This window comes from Streptomyces sp. NPDC034086 (genome assembly GCF_055575515.1).
Genome location: NZ_JBVISM010000014.1, coordinates 16636 through 42942, shown reverse-complemented (window position 1 = coordinate 42942; position 26307 = coordinate 16636). Strand labels below are relative to the sequence as shown.

The following is a 26307-nucleotide window of genomic DNA, read 5'->3' as shown; positions in this document are numbered from 1 at the left end:
CCCGTTCCCGGTAGGTGAGTGACGTTGAGCACGAACAATGAGGACAAGCTCCGCGAATATCTGAAGCGGGCCACCGCCGACCTGCGCAACGCGCGCCGGCGCGTCAAGGAACTCGAAGAGCCCGAGCCCGTGGCCATCGTCCGCATGGCCTGCCGCTTCCCCGGCCGGGTCGCCACGCCCGAACAGCTGTGGGACCTCGTCGCCGAAGGCCGCGACGGCATCGGCGGTTTCCCCGAGGACCGCGGCTGGGACCTCGGCGCCCTCTACGACCCCGACCCCGACCGGATCGGCACCTCGTACACCCGGCAGGGCGGCTTCCTCGAGGACGTCCCGCGCTTCGACGCGCGGCTGTTCGGCATCTCGCCACGCGAGGCCCTCGCCATGGACCCGCAGCAGCGGCTGCTGCTGGAGGCCTCCTGGGAGGTCCTGGAGCGCGCCGGATACGACCCGACGTCGCTCAAGGGCAGCCGCACCGGCGTGTTCGTCGGTGCCTCCGCCTCCAGCTACGCCACCGACCTCGACTCCGTCCCCGACGACGTCGAGGGCTACCTCGGCACGGGCAGCGCGGCCGCCGTGGTCTCCGGCCGCCTCGCCTACGCCTTCGGGCTGGAGGGCCCGGCCGTCACCGTCGACACCGCCTGCTCCTCCTCCCTGGTCGCCCTGCACCTGGCCGTGCAGGCCCTGCGGCAGGACGAGTGCTCCCTCGCCCTGGCCGCCGGCGTCACCGTCATGTCCACCCCCGGCCTGTTCGTCGAGTTCAGCCGCCAGCGCGGCCTGGCCGCCGACGGCCGCTGCAAGGCCTTCGCGGACTCCGCCGACGGCACCGGCTTCGCCGAGGGCATCGGCGTCCTGCTGCTGGAGCGGCTCTCGGACGCCCGTCGCCACGGCCACGAGGTCCTCGCCGTCATCCGCGGTTCGGCGGTCAACCAGGACGGCGCCAGCAACGGCCTGACCGCCCCCAACGGCCCCTCCCAGATCCGCGTCATCAAGCAGGCCCTCGCCAACGCCCGCCTCGGCGCCCAGCAGATCGACGCCGTCGAGGCCCACGGCACCGGCACCACCCTCGGCGACCCCATCGAGGCGCAGGCCCTGATGGCCGCCTACGGCAAGAACCGCGCCGAGGACCGGCCGCTGTGGCTCGGCTCCGTCAAGTCCAACATCGGCCACACCCAGGCCGCCGCCGGCATGGCCGGCGTGATGAAGATGGTCATGGCCATGCGCCACGGCCTGCTGCCCCGGACCCTCCACGTCGACGCGCCCACCAGCCAGGTCGACTGGTCGGCCGGCTCCGTACGGCTGCTGCGCGAACCCGTCGAGTGGACCTCCCGCGACGGCGGGCCGCGCCGCGCGGGCGTCTCCGCCTTCGGCGTCGGCGGCACCAACGCGCACGTCATCCTCGAACAGGACGCCCACGACGGCCCCGACACCGGCGATGCGGCCGCCGCCGCCCCCGCCGCCACCCCGGCGGTCCTGTCCACCCCGCTGATCCCGTGGGCCCTCTCCGGCCACACCCCGGGCGCCCTGCACGCCCAGGCGGACCGGCTGCGCGCCTTCGCCGCCCGCGAGAGCGCGCCCGGCCCCGCCGACGTGGCCCACTCCCTGGCCACCACCCGCGCCGCCCTGGAACAGCGCGCCGTGGTCGTCGCCGTCGGCGACAGCGGCTTCCAGGAAGGCCTCGCCGCCCTCGCCGAAGCCGCACCCGGCGCCACCACCGTCGTCCGGGGCGCCACCCTGCCCGGCTCCGGGACCGTCCTCGTCTTCCCCGGCCAGGGCTCCCAGTGGGTGGGCATGGCCGTGGAACTGTACGAGGCCTCCCCGGTGTTCGCCGCCCGCCTCGACGCGTGTGCCGCGGCCCTCGCCCCCCACACCGACTGGTCGCTGCTCGAGGTGCTCCGGCAGAAGGACGGCGTACCCGGTTTCGACCGGGTCGACGTCGTCCAGCCCGCCCTGTGGGCGGTGATGGTGTCCCTCGCCGAGCTGTGGCGTGCGGCCGGTGTCGTCCCGGCGGCCGTCGTCGGCCACTCGCAGGGCGAGATCGCGGCCGCGGCGGTGTCGGGCGCGCTGTCGCTCGAGGACGCGGCGAAGGTGTCCGCGCTGCGGGCGAAGGCGATCGTGGCGCTGGCCGGCAAGGGCGGGATGGTGTCGGTCGCGGACGACGCCGCCGCGGTGAGGGAACGCATCTCCGGCTGGGGGGAGCGGCTCGCGCTGGCCTCCGTCAACGGGCCCCGCTCCACGGTGGTCTCCGGTGATCCGGAGGCCCTGGACGAGCTGATGGCGGCCTGCGGGGCCGACGGTGTGCGGGCCCGCCGCATCAACGTCGACTACGCCTCGCACTCCGCGCAGGTCGAGTCGATCCGCGACGAGGTCATCGGCCTGCTGGCCGGGATCGAGCCCCGCACCGCCGAGATCCCCTTCTTCTCCACCGTCACCGCCGGGTTCGTCGACGGCACGGAACTCGACGCCGCGTACTGGTACACCAACCTGCGCACCACCGTGCGCTTCGAGGAGGCCGTCCGCGCCCTCCTCGCCGAGGGCCACGGCATCTTCGTCGAGGCCAGCGCCCACCCCGTCCTCACCATCGGCGTCCAGGAGACCATCGACACCACGGCCGCCGCCGCCGTCGCCCTCGGCTCCCTGCGCCGCGACGAGGGCGGCTCGCGCCGCATCCTCACCTCCCTCGCCGAGGCCTGGGTCCACGGCGCCGGCGTCGACTGGGCCACGCTCGTCGCCCCGCACGGCCCCCGCACCGTGGAACTGCCCACGTACGCCTTCCAGCGGCAGCACTACTGGCTGGAGGCGGCCGCCACCCCCGGGACCCCGGCCGCGACACCGCCCGCCGACGAGATCGAAGCCCGCTTCTGGGACGCCGTCGAACGCGAGGACCTCGAAACCCTCGCCGGCACCCTCGAGCTGGAGGAACGCCGCTCCCTGGGCGAGCTGCTGCCCGCCCTGTCCTCCTGGCGTCGCCGCCGCCGCGAACGCTCCACCGTCGACGCCTGGCGCTACCGCGTCTCCTGGGAGCGTCTCCCCGAGCCCGCCCCGGCGCCGCTGACCGGCACGTGGCTGGTCGTGCTGCCCGCCGACCCCGCCCACGACCCCCTCGCCGCCGACTGCGCCGCCGCGCTCGCCCGGCACGGCGCCTCGACCGTGACCGTACGCGTCACCGGCGGCGACCGGACCGCGCTCGCCGAACTGATCCGCACCGCCGTCGCCGCCGCCGAGATCACGGGGGTCCTCTCCCTCGCCGGCCTCGGCGCCGACGGAGCCCTGCACGGCCTCGTCCTGGTCCAGGCCCTCACCGACGCCGCCGTGACCGGCGCCAGGCTGTGGACCGTGACCAGCGGCGCCGTCTCCACCGGCCGCTCCGACGACGCCGCCGACCCCGCCCAGGCGCAGGTCTGGGGCCTGGGCCGGGTCGTCGCCCTGGAACGGCCCCGCGACTGGGGCGGACTCGTCGACCTGCCGCGGGCCGCCGACGAACGCGCCCTGACCCGGCTCGTCCAGATCCTCGCCGGAGGCGCCGGCGAGGAGGACCAGATCGCCGTCCGCGGCTCCGGAGCCTTCGGCCGCCGCCTCGTCCGCGCCGCCCTGGAGGACCGCGAACCGGCCCGCGACTGGAGCCCGCACGGCACCGTCCTCGTCACCGGCGGCACCGGCGGAGTCGGCGCGCACGTCGCCCGCCGGCTCGCCGCCGCCGGCGCCGAACGCCTCGTACTGGCCGGCCGCCGCGGGCCCGACGCCCCCGGCGCCGCCGAACTCCTCACGGAGCTGCGCGCCCTGGGCGCCGAGGCCGAAGCCGTGGCCTGCGACGTCTCCGACCGCGACGCGGTCGCCGCGCTGCTGGCCGCCGTACCCGCCGCCACCCCCCTCACCGCCGTCGTGCACGCCGCCGGCGTCCCCCAGTCCACCGTCCTGGAGGACGTCACCCCCGAGGAGTTCGAGCGGGTCCTCGCCGGCAAGGTGGCCGGCGCCACCCACCTCGACGAGCTCCTCGGCGCCACCGCCCTGGACGCCTTCGTCCTGTTCTCCTCCAACTCCGGGGTCTGGGGCGCCGCCGGGCACACCGCCTACGCGGCCGCCAACGCCCACCTCGACGCGCTCGCCGAACGCCGCCGGGCCCGCGGCCTGACCGCCACCTCCGTCGCCTGGGGCGCCTGGGGCGGCGGCGGCATCATGGAGACCGCCGGCGCCCAGGAGTACATGAGCCGCCGCGGCGTCCTCGAGATGGACCCGCAGGCCGCCCTGTCCGCGCTGTTCCAGGCCGTCGAACACGACGAGGCGTTCGTCGCCGTCGCCGACGTCGACTGGTCCCGCTTCGCGCCCGGCTTCACCGCCACCCGCCCCAGCCCGCTGCTCACCGGCATCCCCGAGGCCCGCGAGGCCACCCGGGCCGCCCGCGCCGACGCGGACACCGACGGGGACAGCCCCTCGGGAGAGTTCGCCCGCCGCCTGCGGCAGGCCCCCGAAGGAGAACGGGACACCATCCTGCTCGACCTGGTCCGCCGGGAGGCGGCCGCCGTCCTCGGCCACCCCTCCCTCGACGCGATCGAGCCCGGACGTGCCTTCAAGGCGACCGGCTTCGACTCGCTGACCTCCGTCGACCTGCGCAACCGGCTCACCGCGGCCACCGGCCTCACCCTGCCCGCGACGATGGTCTTCGACCACCCCACCCCCCAGGCCGTCGCCGACCTGCTGCGCACCGGACTGCTCGGCGCCCAGGACACCGCCACCGCGGCCGAGGCCGGCGCCGCCGCGCGGACCGTCGCCTCCGACGAGCCCATCGCCATCGTCTCCATGAGCTGCCGCTACCCCGGCGGGATCACCTCGCCCGAGGACATGTGGCAGCTCGTCGCCGAAGGCCGCGACGCCATCGGCGGCTTCCCCGCCGACCGCGGCTGGAACCTCGACGGCTTCTACGACCCCGACCGCGCCAAGGCCGGTACGAGCTACGTCCGCGAGGGCGGCTTCGTCGACACCGCCACCCACTTCGACCCCGGCTTCTTCGGCATCTCGCCCCGCGAGGCCCTCACCATGGACCCGCAGCAGCGCCTCCTCCTGGAGACCGCCTGGGAGGTCTTCGAACGGGCCGGCCTCGACCCGGACACCCTCAAGGGCAGCAGTACCGGCGTGTTCATCGGAGCCGGATACCCCGGCTACGGCCACGACGTGCAGATGCCCGAAGGCTCCGACGGCCAGATGCTGTTCGGCGCCTCCGCCGCCGTCGCCTCCGGCCGCCTCGCCTACACCTTCGGGCTGGAGGGCCCGGCGGTCACCGTCGACACCATGTGCTCCTCCTCGCTGACCGCCCTGCACCTCGCCGTGCAGGCCCTGCGCACCGGGGACTGCCGCATGGCGCTCGCGGGCGGCGCCATGGTCATGTGCTCACCCGGCGTCTTCATCGGCTTCAGCCAGCAGGGCGGACTCTCCCCGTCCGGCCGCTGCAAGTCCTTCTCCGACGACGCCGACGGCACCGGCTGGTCCGAGGGCGTCGGCGTGATCATGCTCGAGCGGCTCTCCGACGCCCAGGCCAACGGCCACCAGGTGCTCGCCGTCATCCGCGGTACGGCCGCCAACCAGGACGGCGCCAGCAACGGCCTCTCCGCCCCCAGCGGCCCCGCCCAGCAGCGCGTCATCCGCGCGGCCCTCGCCGACGCCGGACTCGACCCCGCCGACATCGACGCCGTCGAGGCCCACGGCACCGGCACCACCCTCGGCGACCCCATCGAGGCACAGGCCCTCCTCGCCACCTACGGCCGGGCCCACACCGCCGAGCGGCCCCTGTGGCTGGGCTCCCTGAAGTCCAACCTGGGCCACTCCCAGGCCGCCTCCGGCGTCGCGGGCGTCATCAAGACCGTCATGGCGCTGCGCCACGGCGTCCTGCCCAAGACCCTCCACGTCGCCGAGCCGTCCCGCGAGATCGACTGGGACTCGGGCGCCGTGGAACTGCTGACCGAGGCCCGGCCGTGGCCCGAGACGGGCCGCCCGCGCCGCGCCGGCGTGTCCTCCTTCGGGGGCAGCGGCACCAACGTCCACGTCGTGCTGGAGCAGGCGCCGCGGACCGAGGAGCCCGCCCGCGTACCCGCCGTCCCGGCCTTCCCGGCCGCCGCACTGCCCTGGATCGTCTCCGGGCGCGGTACGGCCGCCCTGCGCGGCCAGGCCGGCCGGCTGCGGGAGTTCGCCGCGGCCGACGGCGGCGAGGCACTGCGCCCCGTGGACGTCGCCTGGTCCCTGGCGACCACCCGGGCCGCCCTGGAACGCCGTGGCGCGGTCCAGGCCGACGACCGCGCCGGACTCCTCGCCGGGCTCACCGCCCTGGCCGAGGGCGCGCCCGGCGTCGGCGTCACCGAGGGCGCCGTCGTCAAGGGCACCGGCCGCCCCGTGTTCGTGTTCCCGGGTCAGGGCTCGCAGTGGGCGGGGATGGCGGTGGAGCTGTACGACTCCTCGCCGGTGTTCGCGTCCCGTCTGGACGACTGCGAGCGCGCGCTGTCCCCGTACACGGACTGGTCGCTGCTGGAGGTGCTCCGGCAGAAGGACGGTGCTCCCGGTTTCGACCGGGTCGACGTCGTCCAGCCCGCCCTGTGGGCGGTGATGGTGTCGCTGGCCGAGCTGTGGCGTTCCGTGGGGGTCGTCCCGGCGGCCGTCGTCGGTCACTCGCAGGGTGAGATCGCGGCCGCGGCCGTCTCGGGCGCGTTGTCGTTGGAGGACGCGGCGAAGGTGTCCGCGTTGCGGGCGAAGGCGTTGCTCGCGCTGGCGGGCAAGGGCGGGATGGTGTCGGTGGCGGCTGCGGCCGATGCCGTGGCGGAACGTATCTCGGCCTGGGGTGAGCGTCTGGCGCTGGCTTCGGTGAACGGGCCGGCTTCGACGGTGGTTTCGGGTGATCCGGAGGCCCTGGACGAGCTGATGGCGGGCTGTGAGGCCGATGGTGTGCGGGCGCGCCGGATCAATGTGGACTACGCCTCGCACGGTCCGCAGGTCGAGTTGATCCGCGACGAGGTCATCGGCCTCCTCGCCGGGATCGAGCCGCGGACGGCCGAGGTCCCGTTCTTCTCCACCGTCACCGGCGAGTGGGCCGACGGGTCGGAGCTGGACGCCGCGTACTGGTACACCAACCTGCGCCACACCGTCCGCTTCCAGGACGCCATCGCCGCACTCCTGGAACGCGGGCACAAGATCTTCGTCGAGTCCAGCGCCCACCCGGTGCTCACCATCGGTGTCCAGGAGACCATCGAGGCCGCCGGGACCTCCGCCGTGACCCAGGGCACCCTGCGCCGTGACGAAGGCGGAGCCCAGCGCTTCCTGGCCTCGCTCGCCGAGGCCTGGACCCACGGCGCCCCCGTCGACTGGCGGGCCGTCCACGCCGGCCAGGACACCGCGCGCGTCGACCTGCCCACGTACGCCTTCCAGAACGAGCCCTTCTGGCCCGATCCGCTGCCGCCCTTCTCCGGTGACGCCACCGGCTTCGGGTTCTCGGACGCCGGGCACCCGCTGCTCGGTGCGGCCGTGAGCCTCGCGGGCGGCGAAGGCCTCCTGTTCACCGGCCGGATCGCCCCCGACACCCAGTCCTGGCTCGCCGACCACGCGGTGTCCGGCACTCCCCTCCTCCCCGGCACCGCGTTCGTCGAGCTGGCCGTCCGCGCCGGCGACGAAGCCGGGTTCACGCTGCTGGACGAGCTCACCCTCGAAGCACCGCTGCTCCTCCCGGCCCGCGGCGGTGTGCACCTCCAGGTGCTGGTCGGCCCCGAAGGCGGCGCCGGCACCCGCCCCGTCACCATCCACTCCCGCGCCGAGGACGCCCCCGCCGACCTGCCCTGGACCCGCCACGCCAGCGGCGTCCTCGCCCGGGACGTCCGCGCCCCCGGCCACGACCTGACCGCCTGGCCGCCGGCCACCGCGGAACCCGTCGACCTCGACGGCTTCTACGCCGCCGCGGCCGAGACCGGCTACCAGTTCGGCCCCGCCTTCCAGGGCCTGCGCGCCGCATGGCGCCAGGAGTCCACCGGCGACGTCTTCGCCGAGGTCGCGCTGCCCGACAGCCACCAGGGCGAAGCGGCCCGCTACCTCCTGCACCCCGCACTGCTCGACGCCGCGCTGCACGCCATGCGGCTCGGCGAGTTCATCGAGCTGACCGGCCAGGCCCGGCTGCCCTTCGCCTGGAGCGGCGTCGCCCTCCACGCGGCCGGCGCCGGCACCCTGCGGGTCCGCGTCAGCGCGGCGGGCACCGACACCATCGCGGTGGACGTCTGCGACGCGGCCGGCGCACCGGTCGCCACCGTCGACGCGCTCGTACTGCGTCCCGTCGACACGGCCACCCTGCGCCAGGGCGCCGACCCCGGCACCGACGGGCTGTTCCGCCTCGACTGGACGGAACTGCCCGCCCACGCCGACGCCTCCGCCGCCGGGAACTGGGCCGTCATCGGCTCCGCCGCACCCGGCATCGCGGCCGCCCTGGAGGGCGCGGGTGCCGCCGTCGACCGGTACGAGGACCTCGCGGCCCTCGCCGCCGCCGACGGCGCGACCCTGCCGCAGACCGTGGTCCTGCCGTACGGAGACCCGGACGCGCACCCGGGCCCGGACGGCGCACTCGCCGAGGTCCACGCCGGGGCGGCCGCCCTCCTCGCCACCGTGCAGGAGTGGGTGGCCGGGGAACGCTTCGCCGGATCCCGGCTGGTCGTCCTCACCCACGGCGCGGTCGCCACCCGTACCGGCGAGGACGCCACCGGCCTCGCCCACTCACCCGCCTGGGGGCTCATCCGCTCCGCCCAGGCCGAGAACCCCGGCCGGCTCCTGATCGCCGACCTCGACGCCACCGAGGAGTCGGCCGCCGCCCTGCGGGGCGCGGTCGCCACGGCCCTCGTCCACGACGAACCGCAGACCGCGCTGCGCTCCGGCACCGCCCTGGCACCGCGCCTGGTCCGGGCCGGCTCGGGCACGGCCCTGTCCGTACCGGGCGGAACCGCCGCCTGGGCCCTGGACACCACCGCCGCCGGAACCCTCGACCACCTGGCCCTGCTGCCCCGGCCGGAGGCGGCCGGACCGCTGACCGAGGGGGCGGTGCGCATCGCCGTGCGCGCCGCCGGGCTCAATTTCCGCGACGTCCTCGTCTCCCTCGCGATGTATCCGGGCGGCGGCTTCATGGGCTGCGAGGCGGCCGGTGTGGTCGTCGAGACGGGCCCGGGCGTCGCCCACCTCGCCCCGGGCGACCGGGTGATGGGCATGGTGCCGCACGCTTTCGGCCCCCTCGCGGTCGCCGACGCCCAGATGGTGGCCCGTATCCCCGAGGGCTGGTCCTTCGAGCAGGCCGCCTCGGTGCCCGCCGTGTTCCTCACCGCGTACTACGCGCTCGTGGACCTGGCGGGCCTGAAGGCGGGTGAGCGGATCCTGGTCCATGCCGCCGCCGGCGGTGTGGGTTCGGCCGCGGTGCGGATCGCCCGGCACCTGGGTGCCGAGGTGTTCGGCACGGCCAGTGAGGGCAAGTGGGACGTGCTGCGCGCGGCAGGTCTGGACGAGGCGCACATCGCCTCCTCCCGTGATGCCTCCTTCGAGGAGCGTTTCTCCGCCGCCACCGGCGGCGAGGGCGTCGACGTCGTCCTGGACTGCCTGGCCGGGGACCTGGTCGACGCCTCGCTGCGGCTGCTGCCGCGCGGCGGCCGCTTCGTCGAACTCGGCGCCACCGACGTCCGCGAGGCCGGACAGGTCGCCCTGGACCACCCGGGCGTCCACTACCGCCGCTTCGACCTGGCCGAGGCCGGCCCCCAGCGCACCGCCGCGATGCTCACCGAGCTGACGGGCCTCTTCGAGGCGGGTGTGCTGCGGCCGTTGCCGGTCCGTGCCTGGGACGTCCGGCGGGCGCCGGAGGCGTTCCGGTTCATGAGCCAGGCCCGGCACACCGGGAAGATCGTGCTGACGGTTCCGCAGGGCTGGGACCCCGACGGCACGGTCCTGGTCACCGGCGGCACCGGAACCCTGGGGGCGCTCGTCGCCAAACACCTGGTGACCCGGCACGGGGTGCGGCACCTGCTGCTCGCCGGCCGGCGCGGCCCCGACGCGCCCGGAGCGGCCGAACTCGTCGCGGAGATAGCCGAGCTGGGCGGGACGGCCGAGGTGGTGGCCTGCGACGCCGCCGACCGCGACGCCCTGGCCGCCCTCCTCGCCACCATCCCCGCCGGCCGGCCGCTGACCGGCGTGGTGCACGCCGCCGGGGTCGTCGACGACGGCGTCTTCGACTCGCTCACCCCGGCCCGCATGGAACGCGCCATGCGGCCCAAGGTGGACGCCGCGTGGAACCTCCACGAACTCACCCGCGATCTGGACCTGCGCCGGTTCGTGCTCTACTCCTCGGCCGCGGGCGTGACCGGGAACTCCGGCCAGGCCAACTACGCCGCCGCCAACACCTACCTGGACGCGCTCGCCCACCACCGGCGGGCCCAGGGCCTGCCCGCCACCTCCCTCGCCTGGGGCATGTGGCACCAGACCAGCGAACTCACGGCCGGGCTCGACGACACCGACCTGGCCCGGTTCGGCCGCGGCGGCGTCACCCCGCTCACCGCGGAGCAGGGCCTCGCCCTGTTCGACGCGGCCGTGGACCAGGACGAGGCACTGAGCGTCCCCGTCCGCCTCGACCCGGCCGCCCTGCGCGACTCCGCCGGCGGGGCCGGCCTGCCCGCCCTGTACCGCTCCCTCGTCCGTACCCCCGTACGGCGGGCCGCGGGATCCACCGCCACGGCGGAACCGGACGGCTCCGCGCTCACCCGCAAGCTCGCCGGCCTCTCCGCCGAACGCCGCCTGGGCGTGCTGCTCGACCTCGTACGGACCAACGTCGCGGCCGTCCTCGGCCACGCCAACCCCGGCTCCCTCGAGGCCGACCGGGCCTTCAAGGAGCTCGGCTTCGACTCGCTGACCGCCGTCGAACTGCGCAACCGGCTCGGCGCGGCCACCGGACTGCGGCTGCCCGCGACCATCGTCTTCGACCACCCCACCCCGGTCGAACTCGCGGAACACCTGCGGGACGAACTCGCCCCCGAAACCGGAGCGACGGACGACGCGGCCGCCCCGGCGGGCACGGGCGCACCGGTCGACGAGGCACACCTGCGGCGGGCCCTGGCCACCCTCCCGCTCGCCCGGCTGAGCGAAGCGGGCGTCCTCGACACGCTGCTGCGGCTGGCCGGCGGCCCGGCGGCCGAACCGCCCACGTCCGACCACACCGGGGCACGGGAGGACTCGATCGCCACGATGGACCTCGACGATCTCGTGTCCCTGGCCCTGGACGGCGACCACCACTGATACGCGAAGACGAGATCCGGAGATCACACCCATGAGCACCCCCTCGGAAAAGGTCGTCGAAGCGCTGCGGGCGTCGCTGACGGAGACGGAACGGCTGCGCCGGCAGAACCAGCACCTGGTCGACGCCGCGCACGAGCCCATCGCCGTCGTCGCCATGAGCTGCCGCTTCCCCGGCGGCATCGAATCCCCCGAAGACCTCTGGGAGTTCGTCGCCAAGGAGGGGGACGCCGTCTCCGGCTTCCCCGACAACCGCGGCTGGGACCTCGGCGACACGGGAACGGTGCGCGAGGCCGCGTTCGTCCCCGACGTCGACGAGTTCGACGCCGCGTTCTTCGGGATCTCGCCGCGCGAGGCCCTCGCCATGGACCCGCAGCAGCGGCTGCTGCTGGAGGCCTCGTGGGAGGCGCTGGAGCGGGCCGGCATCGACCCGGTCCGGCTCAAGGGCACCCAGACCGGCGTCTACATCGGCGCCTCCCAGCCCTCGTACGCCCAGAGCCTCGGCGACGAGGCCGAGGGCGCCGAGGGGCACCTCGTCACCGGCTCCGTGGCCAGTGTGATCTCCGGCCGGCTCTCCTACACGTACGGCTTCGAGGGCCCCGCGGTCACCATCGACACCGCGTGCTCCTCCTCCCTGGTCGCCGTGCACCTCGCGGCCCAGGCGCTGCGCCAGGGCGAATGCTCGCTCGCCCTGGCCGGCGGGGTCACCGTGATGGCGTCCCCCGGCCTGTTCGTGGGCTTCAGCGCCCAGGGGGTCATGGCGTTCAGCGGCCGCTGCAAGGCGTTCGCGGCCGGCGCCGACGGCACCTCCTTCTCCGAGGGCGTCGGCCTCGTCCTGCTGGAGAAGCTCTCCGACGCGCGCCGCAACGGCCACGAGGTGCTCGCCGTCATCCGGGGCTCCGCCATCAACCAGGACGGCGCCTCCAACGGCCTCACCGCCCCCAGCGGCAAGGCCCAGCAGCGCGTCATCCGCGCCGCGCTCGCCAACGCCCGGCTCACCCCCGACCAGGTCGACGCCGTCGAGGCGCACGGCACCGGCACCACCCTCGGAGACCCCATCGAGGCCAACGCCCTGCTCGCCACCTACGGTCGCGGCCGGCCCGAGGGCCGGCCGCTGTGGCTCGGCTCGATCAAGTCCAACATCGGGCACACCCAGGCGGCGGCCGGCGTCGGCGGCGTCATCAAGACCGTCATGTCGCTGCGCCACGGGATCCTCCCCAGGACCCTGCACGTGGACGCGCCCTCCCCGCACATCGACTGGGCCGCCGGCGACGTGGAACTCCTGCTGGAGTCCCGGTCCTGGCCCGAGACCGACCACCCGCGCCGGGCCGCCGTTTCCTCCTTCGGCCTCAGCGGCACCAACGCCCACGCCATCCTCGAGGCCGCCCCCGAGGCGCCCGCCGCCCCCGAGCGGCAGGAGGAGCCGGACGCCGCCGCCCCGGCCGTGGGCACCGGCGGACCGCTCCCCTGGGTGCTGTCCGGCAAGGGGGCGGCGGCGCTGACCGCGCAGACCGCCCGGCTGCGGCAGTTCGTCCGGTCCGGTGCCGCGCCGCGGCCCGAGGACGTGGCGCTCTCCCTGGCCGCCACCCGCTCGGCCTTCGACCACCGGGCCGTGGCGCTCGGCTCCACCCGCGAGGAACTCCTCTCCTCGCTCGACGCGCCCGTCGCGGCGGGTGTGGCGGACGCGGGCGGCAGGACGGTGTTCGTGTTCCCGGGTCAGGGGTCGCAGTGGGCCGGGATGGGTGTCGAGCTGCTGGATTCGTCGCCGGTGTTCGCGTCCCGGTTCGCGGAGGTCGCGGCGGCGGTGGAGGCGCATGTGGACTGGTCGGTGGAGGGGGTGCTGCGGGGGGAGGGTGATCTTTCCCGTATCGAGGTGCTCCAGCCGGTGCTGTTCGCGGTGATGGTGTCGTTGGCGGAGTTGTGGCGTGCGGCGGGTGTGGTGCCGGACGCGGTGGTGGGTCATTCGCAGGGTGAGATCGCGGCCGCGGTGGTGTCGGGTGCGCTGTCGCTGGAGGACGGTGCGAAGGTCGTCGTGCTCCGTTCGCAGCTGTTCGCCGACGAGCTGGTGGGCCGGGGCGCGGTCGCCTCGGTGTCGCTGTCGCGTGCCGAGGCGGAGTCGCGCATCGCCCCGTACGGGGACGTGCTGTCGATCGCGGGGATCAACGGTCCGCGCGCGGTGACGGTGGCCGGTGAGGTCGCTCCGCTGGAGGAGCTCGTCGCGGCCCTGGAGGCCGAGGGGGTGCGGGCGAAGATCGTGCCGTCGACGGTGGCCTCGCACTGCGCCCAGGTGGACCGCCTCAAGGAGCGGATCCTGGACCTGCTGGGTTTCGTGGAGCCCCGGACGGGTTCGGTCCCGCTGTACTCCACCGTCACCGGGGAGGTCCTGGAGGGTCCCGAGCTGACGGCGGCCTACTGGTACGAGAACTGCCGGCAGCCCGTCTCCTTCGAACCCGTCGTCGGCTCCCTCCTGGCGGAGGGTTTCCGGGCGTTCGTGGAGTCGAGTGCGCATCCGGTGCTCACGTACGGGCTGGTGGAGACGGCCGAAGCGGCGGGCGCCGAGATCCTGGCCACGGGCACCCTGCGCCGTGGCGAGGGCGGCCTGGCCCGGTTCTACACCTCCCTCGCCACCGCCTGGACCCGTGGCGTCGACGTCGACTGGGCCTCCGTCCTCACCGGCTCCGGCGCCCGCACCATCGCCCTGCCCACGTACGCCTTCCAGCGCCAGAGCTACTGGCTCAAGCCCGCCCCCGTCCGGCCCGAGGCCCCCACCAGCGGTCCCGCCACCGCCGACGAGACCGAGGCCCGGTTCTGGGCGGCCGTCGAGGCCGAGGACCTGGAGGCCCTGGCCGGCACCCTCGCCCTCGAGGAGCGCCGTGCCCTCGGGGAGCTGCTGCCCGCCCTCGCCACCTGGCGGCGAGGACAGCGGGCCCGCTCCACCCTCGACTCCTGGCGCTACAAGGCCGCCTGGACGCCGCTGACCGCGGCCCCGGCCACGACCGCCCCGGCCGGCACCTGGCTGATCGTCACCCCGCCCGCCGCCACCGACGTGGCCGGCACGGTCGCCGCCGGCCTCGCGGCCCACGGCGTCGAGACCGTCGTCCTCGAGACCGACCCCGCCGCCGTCACCCGCCCGGCCCTCGCGGTCCGGCTCGGCGAGGCCACCGCCGCCCTGCCCGGACTCGGCGGCGTCCTCTCCCTCCTCGGCCTGGACGAGGCGTCCGGCGCCACCGGCACGCACGTCCTCGTCCAGGCCCTGGCCGACGCCGGGATCACCGCCCGGCACTGGGCCGCCACCCGGGGAGCCGTCGCCGCCGGCCGCGCCGACGCCCCCGCCGTACCGGCACAGGCCCGCGTCTGGGGCCTCGGCCGGGTCGTCGCCCTCGAACAGCCCCGCACCTGGGGCGGCCTCGTCGACCTGCCGCCGGTCCTCGACCAGCGCGCGCTCGGCCGGCTCGCCGGGGTCCTGGCCGGCGGCTACGGCGACGAGGACCAGGTCGCCGTCCGCACCAGCGGCGTCCTCGGCCGCCGGCTGGTGCGCGCCCCGCTCGGGGACCGCGAGCCGGTCCGCCGCTGGCGGCCGTCCGGGACGGTGCTGGTCACCGGCGGTACCGGAGGCGTCGGCGCGCAGGTCGCCCGCCGCCTCGCCGCCACCGGGGCCGCCCGGCTCGTCCTCACCAGCCGGCGCGGCGCCGACGCCCCCGGGGCGGCGGAACTCGCCGCCGAACTCCGTTCGCTGGGCGCGGAGGTGACGCTCGCCGCCTGCGACGTGTCCGACCGCGGCCAGCTGGCGGCGGTCCTCGGCGCGATCCCGGCCGGGCAGCCCCTGACCGCCGTCGTCCACGCCGTCGGCGTACCGCAGTACACCCTCGGCGCCGAGACCACCGCCGCGGAGTTCGAACAGCTGTCGGCGGCCAAGGTGGCCGGAGCCGACCACCTCGACGCCCTCCTCGACGGCACCGACCTCGACGCCTTCGTCCTGTTCTCCTCCAACTCCGGGGTGTGGGGCGCCGCCCGGCACACCGCCTACGCTTCCGCCAACGCCTACCTCGACGCGCTCGCCGAACGGCGCCGGGCCCGCGGCCTGCCCGCCACCTCCCTCGCCTGGGGCGCCTGGGGCGGCGGCGGCATGATGGAACTGGAGGGAGCGCAGGAGTACATGCGCCGCCGCGGCGTCCTCGAGATGGATCCGCAGGCCGCCCTGGACGCCATGGTCCAGGCCGTCGAACACGACGAGGCCTTCGTCGCCGTCGCCGACGTCGACTGGTCACGCTTCGCGCCCGGCTTCACCTCCGAGCGGCCCAGCGCCCTGCTCACCGAACTCGTGCCGCGGTCCGCGCCCGCCGCGCCCCCGTCCCCGGACGAGTCCTCCTCCGACCTGGTCCGCGACCTGCGCGCGGCCTCCCCGGGCGAGCGCACCACCCTGCTGACCGACCTCGTACGGGCCCAGGCGGCCGCCGTGCTCGGCCACGCCTCGGGCGAGGCCGTCGAGGCGGGCCGGGCCTTCAAGGAACTCGGCTTCGACTCGCTCACCGTCGTCGAACTGCGCAACCGGCTCACCGCCGCGACCGGACTGACCCTGCCGGCGACCCTGGTCTACGACCATCCGAGCCCCGTCGCCCTCGCCCGTTTCCTCACCGCCGAACTCCTCGGCACCGGCGAGCAGGAGACGGCCGCGCCCGCCACCGGCCACGCCGCCGCCGAGGACGACGACCCGGTGGTCATCGTCGGCATGAGCTGCCGCCTCCCCGGCGGCATCGAGACCCCCGAACAGCTGTGGCAGGCGGTCTCCGAGGGCGAGGACCTCGTCGGGGACCTGCCGCGCGACCGCGGCTGGCGGATCACCGGCCTCCCCGGCGAAGGCACCGCCGGCGGCGCGGACGAGGACGGCGCGGAGGACAGTGCGGACGAGGACGGCTTCCAGGCCGTCAAGACCCTCACGCAGGCCGGACTGCTGCGCGGCATCGGCGAGTTCGACGCCTCCTTCTTCGGCATCTCCGAGGCCGAGGCCCTCGTCATGGACCCCCAGCAGCGGATCCTGCTCGAAACGGCCTGGGAGGCGTTCGAGCGGGCCGGCGTCGACCCCCGCGGCCTCACCGACGAGCAGATCGGCCTCTACATCGGCGTCGGCTACCAGGGCTTCCTGCCGGCGCAGCGGATCCCCGAGGAGAGCGAACCGCACTTCGGCAGCGGCATCGCTCCGGCCATCGCCTCCGGGCGGGTCGCCTACGCCCTCGACATCCACGGCCCGACCCTCACCGTCGACACCGGCTGCTCCTCGTCCGGCGTGGCCCTGCACCTGGCCGTGCAGTCGGTCCGGCGCGGCGAGTGCGCGATGTCCCTCGCGGGCGGCGTCACGGTCCTGTCCGCCCCCGTCGCCTGGCACCACATGGGCGGCGCCGCCGCCGACGGCCGCTGCAAGCCGTTCTCCGAGGACGCCGACGGCACCGGCTGGGGCGAGGGCGCCGGCATGGTGCTCGTCGAACGCCTGTCCCGGGCACGGCGCCTGGGCCACCCGGTCCTGGCCGTCGTACGGGGGTCCGCCGTCAACCACCACGGCGCCGGCAACGGCCTCACCGCCCCCAGCGGCATCTCCCAGCAGCGCCTCATCCGGCAGGCCCTGGCCGACGCCGGCCTGAGCGCCCGGGACGTGGACGCGGTCGAGGGCCACGGCACCGGAACCCCGCTCGGTGACGCCATCGAGGCGGAGGCCCTGCTGGCGACGTACGGCCAGGACCGCCCGGCCGGCCGGCCGCTGCTGCTGTCGACCGTCAAGTCCAACATCGGCCACCCCCAGTCCGCCTCCGGCGTCACCGGCGTCATCAAGACGGTGCTGTCCCTGCGCCACGCGCTGCTGCCGCCGACGCTGAACGTCAAGGAGCCCACGAGCCGCGTCGACTGGTCGGCGGGCGCCGTCCGCCTGGTCACCGAGCCCACCCCGTGGCCGGAGACCGGCCGCCCGCGCCGGGCCGGCGTCTCCTCGCTCGGCGCCAGCGGCACCCAGGCCCACCTGATCCTCGAAGCGCCGCCCGCCCCGGAACCGGCCCCCGCCGGCCCCGCCCGTACCGCCCCGGGCGCCGTCGCGGTCCCGCTGTCCGGCCGCACCCCGCGGGCCCTGCGGGCCCACGCGGCCCGCATCGGTGCCGCGCTCGCCGAGGACCCCGCCCTCGACCCCGCCGACGTCGGCTTCACCCTGGCCACCGGCCGGGCCGCCTTCGAACACCGCGCGGTGCTGCTCGCCTCCGGCCGCGAGGAGCTCCTCGCGGCGCTGGCCGCCGTGGAGCGGGGAGAGGAACACCCCGGGGCCGTCACGCAAGGCACCGCGCGGATCGCGTTCACCGGGGCCGTACGCGGCCTCGCGGACGCCCTGTACGAGGCCCGGCCCGTCTTCGCCGACGCCTGGGACGCCGTACGCGCCCACCTCGACGTCCGGCTGGCAGCGCCCTTCCCGGACGTCGCGGAGGCCTTCGCCGAGGAGGTCGCCCTGTACCGGCTGTACGAGAGCTGGGGCCTGGCCCCGCAGGCGCTGCTGGTGTCCGGCCCCGGCCGGCTCGCCGCCGCGCACGTGGCGGGCGCGCTCACCCTGGAGCAGGCCGTCGAGGCGCTGGCCGCCCTCGCGGACGGGGAACAGCCCCGGGTGACGGGGGCCGCCCGGCCGGAAATCGCCCTCCTGGACGCCGGCTCCGGCGAACCGCTCGGCGAGGACTGGGCCGAGGGCCTCGCCGAGGCCCTGGCGGCCGTCCCGGCCCCCGTCCCCTCCGCGGACCCGGTGACCGGGGGGCCGCTGGCCCTGGCCGCGGCCTTCCACAGCGCCGGCGAGCCGGTCGACTGGGCCGCGGTGTTCGAGGGCAGCGGAGCCCACGGCGTGGACCTGCCGACCTACCCCTTCCAGCGCGAACGGTTCTGGATCTTCGGCTGAGCCACGGGGGCCGGGGGCCGACCGACCCCCGGCCCCGCACACCCCCGGACCCCGTGCGCACACCCCCGGTACCGTCCACCCCCGGCCCTGACGACCGGGGGTGGACGCGTGTCCGGGCCCGCCCGCACGGGTCCGGCCGCGGCTCTCGTCCGCCACCGGCGCCCGACCGGGACCCGACCCCGACGACGGCAACGGTCCGGCCGCCTGCCCCGCTGACCAGAGCCGCCGCGTCCGACGAACCGGTGCCGCTCCCCGTGGGAAACGACGTCTTAAGCGCGGCTTTAAGCCACGCGCCTACGGTCACGCCCGCGTACGCACATCGATCACGACCGTGGAGGAACCCCCATGCTGGACGAGCAGAAGCGCAAGGAGATCGTCGCGGAGTACTTCCGCAAGGTGAACGAGGGTGACGTCGACGCCATCCTCACCCACTTCACCGAGGACGCCCGGATCGAGGACCCGGTCGGCCGTGAGCCCCGTGTCGGCCGTGCCGCCCAGCGCGAGTACTTCCACAGCAACATCGCCGCCGAGGTCACGGTCGCCCCGGGTCACGCCTCCGTCGGCCAGGACGGCAAGCAGGTCGCCGTTCCGGTCGCCGCGACGATGACCAACATCCTCGACCCGAACCGCACCCGCACCCACATCAACGCGGTCGACGTGTTCACCATCAACGCCGACGGCCTGATCGAGGACATGCGCGTCTTCTGGGGCATGAGCGACATCGGCGTCTGAGCCCCCCCACCGCGCCGCCGGAACGCGGCGCACCCGACAGGCGATCACGACCGAGGAGAGGTACGGAGATGAGCACCCCCGACGAGCACGGCGACCTGTGGATCCGGCGCTTCCACCCCACGCCGGAAGCGCGGCACCGCCTGGTGCTGCTGCCGCACGCCGGTGGCAGCGCGTCCTTCTTCTTCCCCTTCTCCAAGGAGCTGGCCGGGCACGCCGAGGTACTGGCCGTGCAGTACCCCGGCCGCCAGGACCGCCGGGCCGAACCGCCCCTCGACGACGTGGCCGAGCTGGTGGAGCAGATCCACCGGGCGCTGCTGCCCTGGACCGACAAGCCGCTGGTGCTGTTCGGGCACAGCATGGGCGCGGTGCTCTCCTTCGAGCTCGCGCGCCGGTTCGAGCGCGAGGGCCTGCCGCCGGCCGGTCTGATCGCGTCCGGCCGGCGCTCGCCGACCGTCCGGCGCGAGGAGAACGTCCACACGCGCGGCGACGACGCGCTGATCGCCGAGATCCGGGCCCTCAGCGGCACCGACGCCGGCCTGCTGGCCGACGAGGAGCTGCTGCGCATGGTCCTGCCGGCGATCCGCAGCGACTACAAGGCCATCGAGACCTACCGTTACCGCCCCGACGGTCCGGGACCGGCCCTGAAGTGCCCGGTCAGCGTCCTCACGGGCGAGTCGGACCCGCGCGTGAGCCTCGCCGAGGCGATGGAGTGGCGGGAACTGACCAGCGGCGGCTTCGGCCTGCGCAGCTTCCCCGGCGGGCACTTCTACCTGACCCCGCAGCAGGCCGCAGTGACCCGGGCGGTCATCGAGGACCTCGCGGCCTTCACCGCGGTGCCGGCCGGGCGCTGACGTCCGCGCGCCGGCCGCGGCCGTACCGATCGACCGAACGAACCGAGACGGGTGTCCCCATGCAGACCAAGGTGCAGTTCAGCGCGGCCACGAGGAACCTCCTCGTCGCCCTCTACTCACGGGCCCACGACGCCAAGTCGCAGCGCCCGATCCTGGGCGACCGCCTCGCGGTCCGGGCGGTCGAGTCCATCGAGGACTACGACGAGCTGAAGGTCCAGCTGAAGATGCGCGACGACGACGCGATCTCCCTCGCCATCCGCGGCAAGGAGGTGGACCGCTGGGTCCAGGACTTCCTGAGCCGCAACCCGCGCGCGGTCGTGCTCCACCTCGGCGCCGGCCTCGACGGCCGCGTCTTCCGCATCGAGCCCTCCGACGACGTCGAGTGGTACGACCTGGACCTGCCGGAGATCGCGCAGATCTACCGCGACCTGTTCCCGGCGCGGGAGCACCACCACGTCATCGGCGCCTCCGCCCTCGACCCGGACTGGCTGGACGGGATCCCCGCCGACCGGCCGGTGCTCGTCGTCGCCGAGGGCGTCCTCGTGTACTTCACCGAGGAGCAGGTCCGCGACCTCGTCACCCGGATCGTCGGCCGGTTCCCCGAGGGCGAGCTGCTGTTCGACGCCTACACGCCGTTCTCGGTGAAGGCGATGAACAAGCACTGGACGGTCAAGGCGACCGGCCAGCGCTTCGTCTGGGGCCTGAAGGACCCCAAGGCGATGGAGGGGTGGCACCCGCGGATCGAGCACAAGACGGAGTGGACCTTCACCGACTCGCCGTACGTGTCGCACATGCCGTGGACCTCGCGGGTCATGTGCAAGATCATGAACGTGATACCGGTGCTGCGCACGTACAACCGGGTGCTGCGCTACGCCTTCTGACGTCCCGTGACACCGGGAAGGGCCCGGGAGCCGATCGGCTCCCGGGCCCTTCGGCGTGCCCGCCCGCGGGGCGGGGACGACCCCTACCGGACACCCTTACGCACCCCTGAATCCGGCCATGAACACGCCCTCACATTGCTCCGGAAAGGGGATCGGCGGAATGCTGATCCGGGCCGCAAACTGGCCGCGGTGCCGTCGTCTTCGGGAGTCGCACGGACGACGACTCCGATGAACACGACATCGTGAAAGGTGGTGTGCGGTGGCGCTGAGCGAGAACGCAATCGCCGCAACAGGACTGACCAAGAACTTCGGGAAGTTCCGGGCACTCGACGGACTCGACCTGACGGTCCGCACGGGCGAGGTGCACGGCTTCCTCGGCCCCAACGGGGCCGGCAAGTCCACCACCATCCGGGCCCTGCTGGGCCTGCTGAGGCTGGACGGAGGACAGGCCTCCCTGCTCGGCAAGGACCCCTGGGCCGACGCGGTGGAGATCCACCGCCGCCTCGCCTACGTCCCCGGCGACGTGAGCCTGTGGCGCAACCTCTCCGGCGGGGAGGCCATCGACACCCTCGGTGCCCTGCGCGGGGGCATCGACCAGGCCCGCCGGACCGAGCTGATCGAACGCTTCCAGCTCGACCCGACCAAGAAGTGCCGTACCTACTCCAAGGGCAACCGGCAGAAGGTCGCCCTGGTGGCCGCCTTCGCCTCCGACGCCGAACTCCTCATCCTCGACGAGCCCACCAGCGGTCTCGACCCGCTGATGGAGGCCGTCTTCCAGGACAGCGTCAAGGAGGTCAAGCGGCAGGGCCGCACCGTCCTGCTCTCCAGCCACATCCTCGGCGAGGTCGAGGCCCTGTGCGACCGCGTCAGCATCATCCGCAAGGGCCACACGGTCGAGACGGGCACCCTCACCGAGCTGCGGCACCTCACCCGCACCGCTCTCTCCGTCGAGTCGGAGCGCGCCATCACCGGCGTCGAGTCGCTCGCGGGCGTCCACAACGTCCAGGCCGAAGGCAAGCACCTCCGCTTCGACGTGGACAACGGCAGCCTCGACACCGTGCTCTCGCACGTGGCCTCCTTCGGCGTGCGCGCGCTCACCAGCACCCCGCCCACCCTCGAAGAGCTCTTCCTGCGCCACTACGGCGACCACGTGGAAGAGGGCACCGAGCAGCGCGGCGGGCGGCGCGCCAAGGCGGGAGCGGGCGCGCGATGAGCGAGTACGCGAATACCCAGCCACTGCTCAAGCTCGCGCTGCGCCGGGACCGCATCCAGCTGTCCGTGTGGCTCTACGGCACCGCGGCGCTCGCCTACAGCGCGGCGGGCAGCGTCAGCAAGACCTACGCCGACGACGCGGCCCGCACCAAAGCGGTCAAGCTGCTCACCGACAACCCGGCCCTGCTGCTCACCCGCGGCGCGCCCGTCGGCACCAGCGAGGGCGCGCTCGCCATGGTGCAGGTCCTGACGTTCCTGTGCGTCCTGGCCGGCCTGATGAGCACCTTCGCCGTCGTGCGGCACACGCGCCAGAACGAGGAGAGCGGCCGCGCCGAACTCGTCGGGGCGGCCCCCGTGGGCCGTCAGGCGGGCCTCGCCGCGGCCCTGCTGCTCGCCCTCCAGGCCAATGCGGGCCTGTTCATCTTCCTCGGCATCGTGCTGCCGCTGGCCGGGCTGCCCCTCGGCGGCTCGCTCGTGGCCGCCGCGGCCGTCGCCGCGACCGGACTCGCCTTCGCGGGCGTGGCCGCCGTCACGGCCCAGCTGTCCGGCACCTCACGGGGCGCCAACTCGCTGGCCGGCGCGGCCATCGCCGTCGCCTTCCTGGTCCGCGGCATCGCCGACGCCGGGGGAGAGGTACGGGAGTCGGGCACGGTCGTGGAGAGCTCCTGGCTGTCCTGGCTGTCGCCCATCGGCTGGGCCCAGCGGACCAGCCCGTTCGGCGAGGACAACTGGTGGGTCCTCGTGGTCCCGCTGCTGTTCGCGGCCGCCACGGCGACCGTCGCGCTGCGCCTTTCCGCGGGCCGCGACCTCGGCGCCGGCATGTTCGAGGACCGTCCGGGGCCGGCCACCGCCGCACCCGGCCTGCTCGGCCCGTACGGGCTGGCCAGGCGCCTGCACCGGGGCTCGCTGATCGGCTGGGCCGTGGGCATCGCCGTGCTCGGCGCGGTGATCGGCGGCATGGGCAAGTCGGCCGGGGACGCGCTGGAGGACAACACCGGCCTCACCGACACCCTCGGCAAGATCGGCGGCGGGGGCGGTGACCCCGTCGACACCTTCTTCGCCTCGATGATGGTCATGGTCGGCGCGATCACGGCGGGCTTCGTCGTGCAGGCGCTGCTGCGGCTGCGGGCCGAGGAGACCTCCGGGCGGCTGGAGTCCCTGCTGGCCACCGCCATCGGACGGAGCCGCTGGGTGGCCGGCCACGTGGCGGTCGCGGTCGCGGGCTCGCTGATCCTGCTGTTCGTCGCCGGGCTGGCCGCGGGCCTCGCCTACGGTGCCGCCGCCGGTGACGTCGGCGCGGGCGTGGCCGACCTGACCGGGGCGGCGCTGGTCCAGGCCCCCGCGGTCCTGGTGCTCGCCGGCGTCGTGGTGCTGGTGTTCGGCCTCGCGCCGGCGGCCACCTCCGGCGCCGCCTGGGGGGCGCTCGCCCTCTGCCTGGTCGTCGGACAGCTCGGCGCCCTGCTGAAGCTGCCGCAGGCGGTACGCGACCTCTCGCCGTTCAGCCACCTGCCGGCCCTGCCCGCGGTGGATGCCGAGGCGCTGCCGCTGGTGCTGCTGACCGCCGTGGCGGCGCTGCTCCTGTGGGCGGGCACCGCCCTGTTCGGGCGGCGCGACCTGGCCGCCTGAGCCCGGGCCGCGTCCCGGCGTACACGGAGGCCGTCCGCACCGGGGATCCCGGTGCGGACGGCCTCTTCGCGCGTCCCGGCGCCCCGCTCGCGGGGGCGGGCCGCCCCGCGTCACTCCTGGCCGGGGTCCAGGAGCGACAGGTCCGACTTCCCCCAGTACACCCACACCGCTTCGATCAGACCGTGCGAGCCGGTCCGGAAGATGCTGGTGAGCGCGAATTTGATGCGCTTGCGGAACGGGTCCGCGGGCTTGTCCAGATATCCGTGCTTCGTCAGCGCGGGGCCCAGCGGAAGATAATTCATGTACACCGAGACCGGAATGGCCACGTGCAGGCCGTCCTGCGCGGCCACCGGAACACCGGCGACATCCACCGTTTTCGCTTCCGCGGCCCGCTGGAAATGCACGCGCAATTCGTCGTGCCCGATCATCGGAACCGAACCGACCGGATCCTCGAAGCGCACGTCCTTCGTGTACAGCTCCAGCATGTGGTCCACGTCGCCGCTGCTCATGCGACGGCAGTGCTCCAGCGCCAGTTCCTTGCGAGCCGCCTCGTCCAGCATCTCTTCCTCCCCTAAGCCGCGTCGGCGAGGGAGACGTCGCTCGCCCCCCAGTAGGCCTTCATGTCCTCGATCAGCCCGTCGTCCCCGGCCCGGATCACCATCAGGAAGCGGAACAGCATCCGCTGCCGTGCGGGCTCGGCCGGGGCCGGCAGTACTCCGTGCCGCGTCAGGACCGGCCCGAGCGGCAGGTAGTCCATCGTGGCGACGACCGGAACGGCGGCGTGGCGCCCGTCCTGGGCCGCCACCGGTGGCCCCGGCACCTCCACCGCGTTACTGGTCACCGCGCCGGTCGCGTGCGCGCGCAGCGCCGCGTGGCCCTGCTGCGCCCCGGCGCCCACGGGGTCCTCGAAGCGGACGTCCGGCGAGTACAGCCTCAGCAGCCCCTCGACGTCCCCCGCGTTGACCCGGCGCGTGTGTTCCAGGATCAGGTCTTTCAGCGCCGCCTCGTCCAGCATGGATTCTTCTCCTTTCAGCAGGCCGGACCATCGTGGCGGCGGCCGCCCGGATCCCGCCATAGGCGCCTTGTTTGATAGGGGTTCGTAGGGGTTCAGGGCATTGTGGGCGAGTGCTAGCGTCGCGGGGATCGGGAATGCCTGCACCGGCTCCCGGGAATTCGAATTCGACGGTGCGCAAGGCGTCTGACGGATGGAAGGGTCACGCACTCATGACCGCAGAAACACGCGCCGTGGTAATCGGTGGCGGCCTGGCCGGCATGCTGGCGTCCACGGTGCTCGCGCGGCACGTGGACCGCGTCACCGTGGTGGAACGGGACGTTTACCCCGAGGGACCGGAACTGCGCAAGGGCGTTCCCCAGGCACGGCACGCCCACCTCCTGTGGTCCGGCGGCGCCCGCGCCATCGAGTCGCTGCTGCCCGGCGCCCTCAAGCGACTGGCCGACGAGGGCGCCCACCGGCTCTACCTGCCGCGCGACATCGTCTGGTTCACCCCGTACGGCTGGCAGACCCGCTTCCCCGGCAGCCAGTTCATGATCACCGCCAGCCGGGCCCTGCTCGACTGGGTGGTCCGCGAGCAGGCCCTGGACAACCCCCGGATCGAGGTGCGCCGGCAGACCGGCGTCACCGGCCTCACCGGCTCCGCCGCCCGCGTCACCGGCGTGCGCCTGCGCGACGCCGAGGGCGTGGAGAGCGAGCTCGCCGCGGACTTCGTCGTCGACACCGGCGGGCGCCCCTCCCAGACCCTCAAGTGGCTGCCCGAGCTGGGCCTGCCGGAGGTCGAGGAGGACGTCGTCGACACGGGCATCGCCTACGCCACCCGCGTCTACCGGGCCCCCGCGGGCGCCGAGACCTTCCCGATGGTCAACGTCGCCGCCGTCCCCGGCACCGGCGCGCCCGGCCGCAACGGCGCCCTCGTCCCCATCGAGGGCGGTCGCTGGCTGGTCACCCTCGCCGGCACCCGCGGCGCCGAACCCCCCACGGGGGACGACGAGTTCATCCCCTTCGCGCGCGGCCTGCGCCACCCCGTCATCGCCGACCTGCTGGAGCGCGCCGAACCGCTCGGCCCCGTCCAGGGGTCCCGCTCCACCGTCAACCGCCGCCGCTACTACGAGCGCCTCGCCACCTGGCCCGACGGCCTGCTGGTCCTCGGCGACGCCCTCGCCGCCTTCAACCCCGTCTACGGACACGGCATGAGCTGCGCGGCCCTCAGCGCCCGCGCGCTGGACACCGCCCTGACCCGCGGCGGCCTGGCCGCCGGCACGGCCGACGCCGCCCGGCACGCGGTCGCCAAGGTCGTCGACGACCCCTGGCTGCTCGCCACCACCCAGGACATCTGCTACCCGGGCACCCGCAACCACGCCAAGGACCCGCGGATCGCCCCGCGCCCGCGGGAGGCCCAGCAGTTCGCCGACCTGCTCGGCACCGCCGCCCTGTACGACCCGGTCGTCAACGCGGCGGCCATGCAGGTCACCTCGCTCGCCGCGCCCGTCGCCAGCCTGGAGTCCCCGCACCTGGTCGCCGCCCTGCGCAAGGCGGGAGCGGCCGGCGCGCGCACCGAACCGGACGGCCCTCCCTTCACCCCGGCCGAGCGGGCCGTGCTCGCCGCCGCCGAGGAGACGGGAGCGCCCGCCCTGACCGGCGCGTAGCACAGAGCGCCCCTCCACGCCCCGCCACCCCCGAAAAGGGCGTGATCACCGCTGCCGCATTTGCTGCCGGGCAACTAGTGACCGGCACGAAGCCGGTGAGCCCCGGTGGTTCGCAAGGCATCGTTTGCTGCGGTTCGAGGCAAGCCATGCG

Annotated in this window: 10 protein-coding genes; 8 read left to right on the top strand and 2 right to left on the bottom strand. The window is 74.8% G+C overall.

Going from position 1 to position 26307, the window contains the following annotated elements:
* The first annotated feature begins 24 nt into the window (after positions 1-24).
* From ACZ514_RS26135 to ACZ514_RS26105, 7 genes are all read left to right on the top strand, one after another.
* Positions 25-11280 (top strand): type I polyketide synthase, encoded by an 11256-nt coding sequence (locus tag ACZ514_RS26135; protein ID WP_469125811.1) that lies wholly within the window; start codon positions 25-27, stop codon positions 11278-11280.
* On the top strand, positions 11243-18193 hold the full coding sequence (locus tag ACZ514_RS26130; RefSeq protein ID WP_469125846.1) for a type I polyketide synthase: 6951 nt from the start codon (positions 11243-11245) through the stop codon (positions 18191-18193). The genes ACZ514_RS26135 and ACZ514_RS26130 overlap by 38 nt, the downstream gene beginning before the upstream one ends.
* A gap of 345 nt (positions 18194-18538) precedes the next feature.
* Complete coding sequence (locus ACZ514_RS26125) at positions 18539-18925, top strand: nuclear transport factor 2 family protein (RefSeq protein WP_468699759.1); 387 nt, start codon at positions 18539-18541, stop codon at positions 18923-18925.
* A gap of 68 nt (positions 18926-18993) precedes the next feature.
* Positions 18994-19776 carry a thioesterase II family protein gene (locus tag ACZ514_RS26120; protein WP_468170423.1) on the top strand — a complete coding sequence of 261 codons (783 nt, stop codon included), beginning with the start codon at positions 18994-18996 and terminating at the stop codon, positions 19774-19776.
* Positions 19777-19835: 59 nt separating this feature from the next.
* Complete coding sequence (locus tag ACZ514_RS26115) at positions 19836-20657, top strand: class I SAM-dependent methyltransferase (protein ID WP_468170420.1); 822 nt, start codon at positions 19836-19838, stop codon at positions 20655-20657.
* 259 nt (positions 20658-20916) lie between these two features.
* Entirely contained in the window at positions 20917-21870 is a 954-nt protein-coding gene (locus ACZ514_RS26110; protein WP_469125810.1) for an ABC transporter ATP-binding protein, read from the top strand.
* Complete coding sequence (locus ACZ514_RS26105) at positions 21867-23495, top strand: ABC transporter permease (RefSeq protein ID WP_468170414.1); 1629 nt, start codon at positions 21867-21869, stop codon at positions 23493-23495. Before ACZ514_RS26110 ends, ACZ514_RS26105 begins: the two co-directional genes overlap by 4 nt.
* A 110-nt stretch (positions 23496-23605) precedes the next feature.
* Here ACZ514_RS26105 and ACZ514_RS26100 read toward each other — a convergent pair whose 3' ends face one another.
* Positions 23606-24055 (bottom strand): nuclear transport factor 2 family protein, encoded by a 450-nt coding sequence (locus tag ACZ514_RS26100; protein ID WP_468699757.1) that lies wholly within the window; start codon positions 24053-24055, stop codon positions 23606-23608.
* Positions 24056-24066: 11 nt separating this feature from the next.
* Entirely contained in the window at positions 24067-24510 is a 444-nt protein-coding gene (locus ACZ514_RS26095) for a nuclear transport factor 2 family protein (protein WP_468170408.1), read from the bottom strand.
* 209 nt (positions 24511-24719) lie between these two features.
* Between ACZ514_RS26095 and ACZ514_RS26090 the strand changes: the two genes are divergently transcribed.
* Entirely contained in the window at positions 24720-26156 is a 1437-nt protein-coding gene (locus tag ACZ514_RS26090; RefSeq protein ID WP_469125809.1) for an NAD(P)/FAD-dependent oxidoreductase, read from the top strand.
* Positions 26157-26307 lie beyond the last annotated feature (151 nt).

Coding starts and splice junctions, on each gene's coding strand:
- ACZ514_RS26120 (WP_468170423.1), top strand. CDS start 18,994: ATGAGCACCCCCGACGAGCACGGCGACCTGTGGATCCGGCGCTTCCAC.
- ACZ514_RS26095 (WP_468170408.1), bottom strand. CDS start 24,510: ATGCTGGACGAGGCGGCGCTGAAAGACCTGATCCTGGAACACACGCGC.
- ACZ514_RS26115 (WP_468170420.1), top strand. CDS start 19,836: ATGCAGACCAAGGTGCAGTTCAGCGCGGCCACGAGGAACCTCCTCGTC.
- ACZ514_RS26105 (WP_468170414.1), top strand. CDS start 21,867: ATGAGCGAGTACGCGAATACCCAGCCACTGCTCAAGCTCGCGCTGCGC.
- ACZ514_RS26090 (WP_469125809.1), top strand. CDS start 24,720: ATGACCGCAGAAACACGCGCCGTGGTAATCGGTGGCGGCCTGGCCGGC.
- ACZ514_RS26125 (WP_468699759.1), top strand. CDS start 18,539: ATGCTGGACGAGCAGAAGCGCAAGGAGATCGTCGCGGAGTACTTCCGC.
- ACZ514_RS26100 (WP_468699757.1), bottom strand. CDS start 24,055: ATGCTGGACGAGGCGGCTCGCAAGGAACTGGCGCTGGAGCACTGCCGT.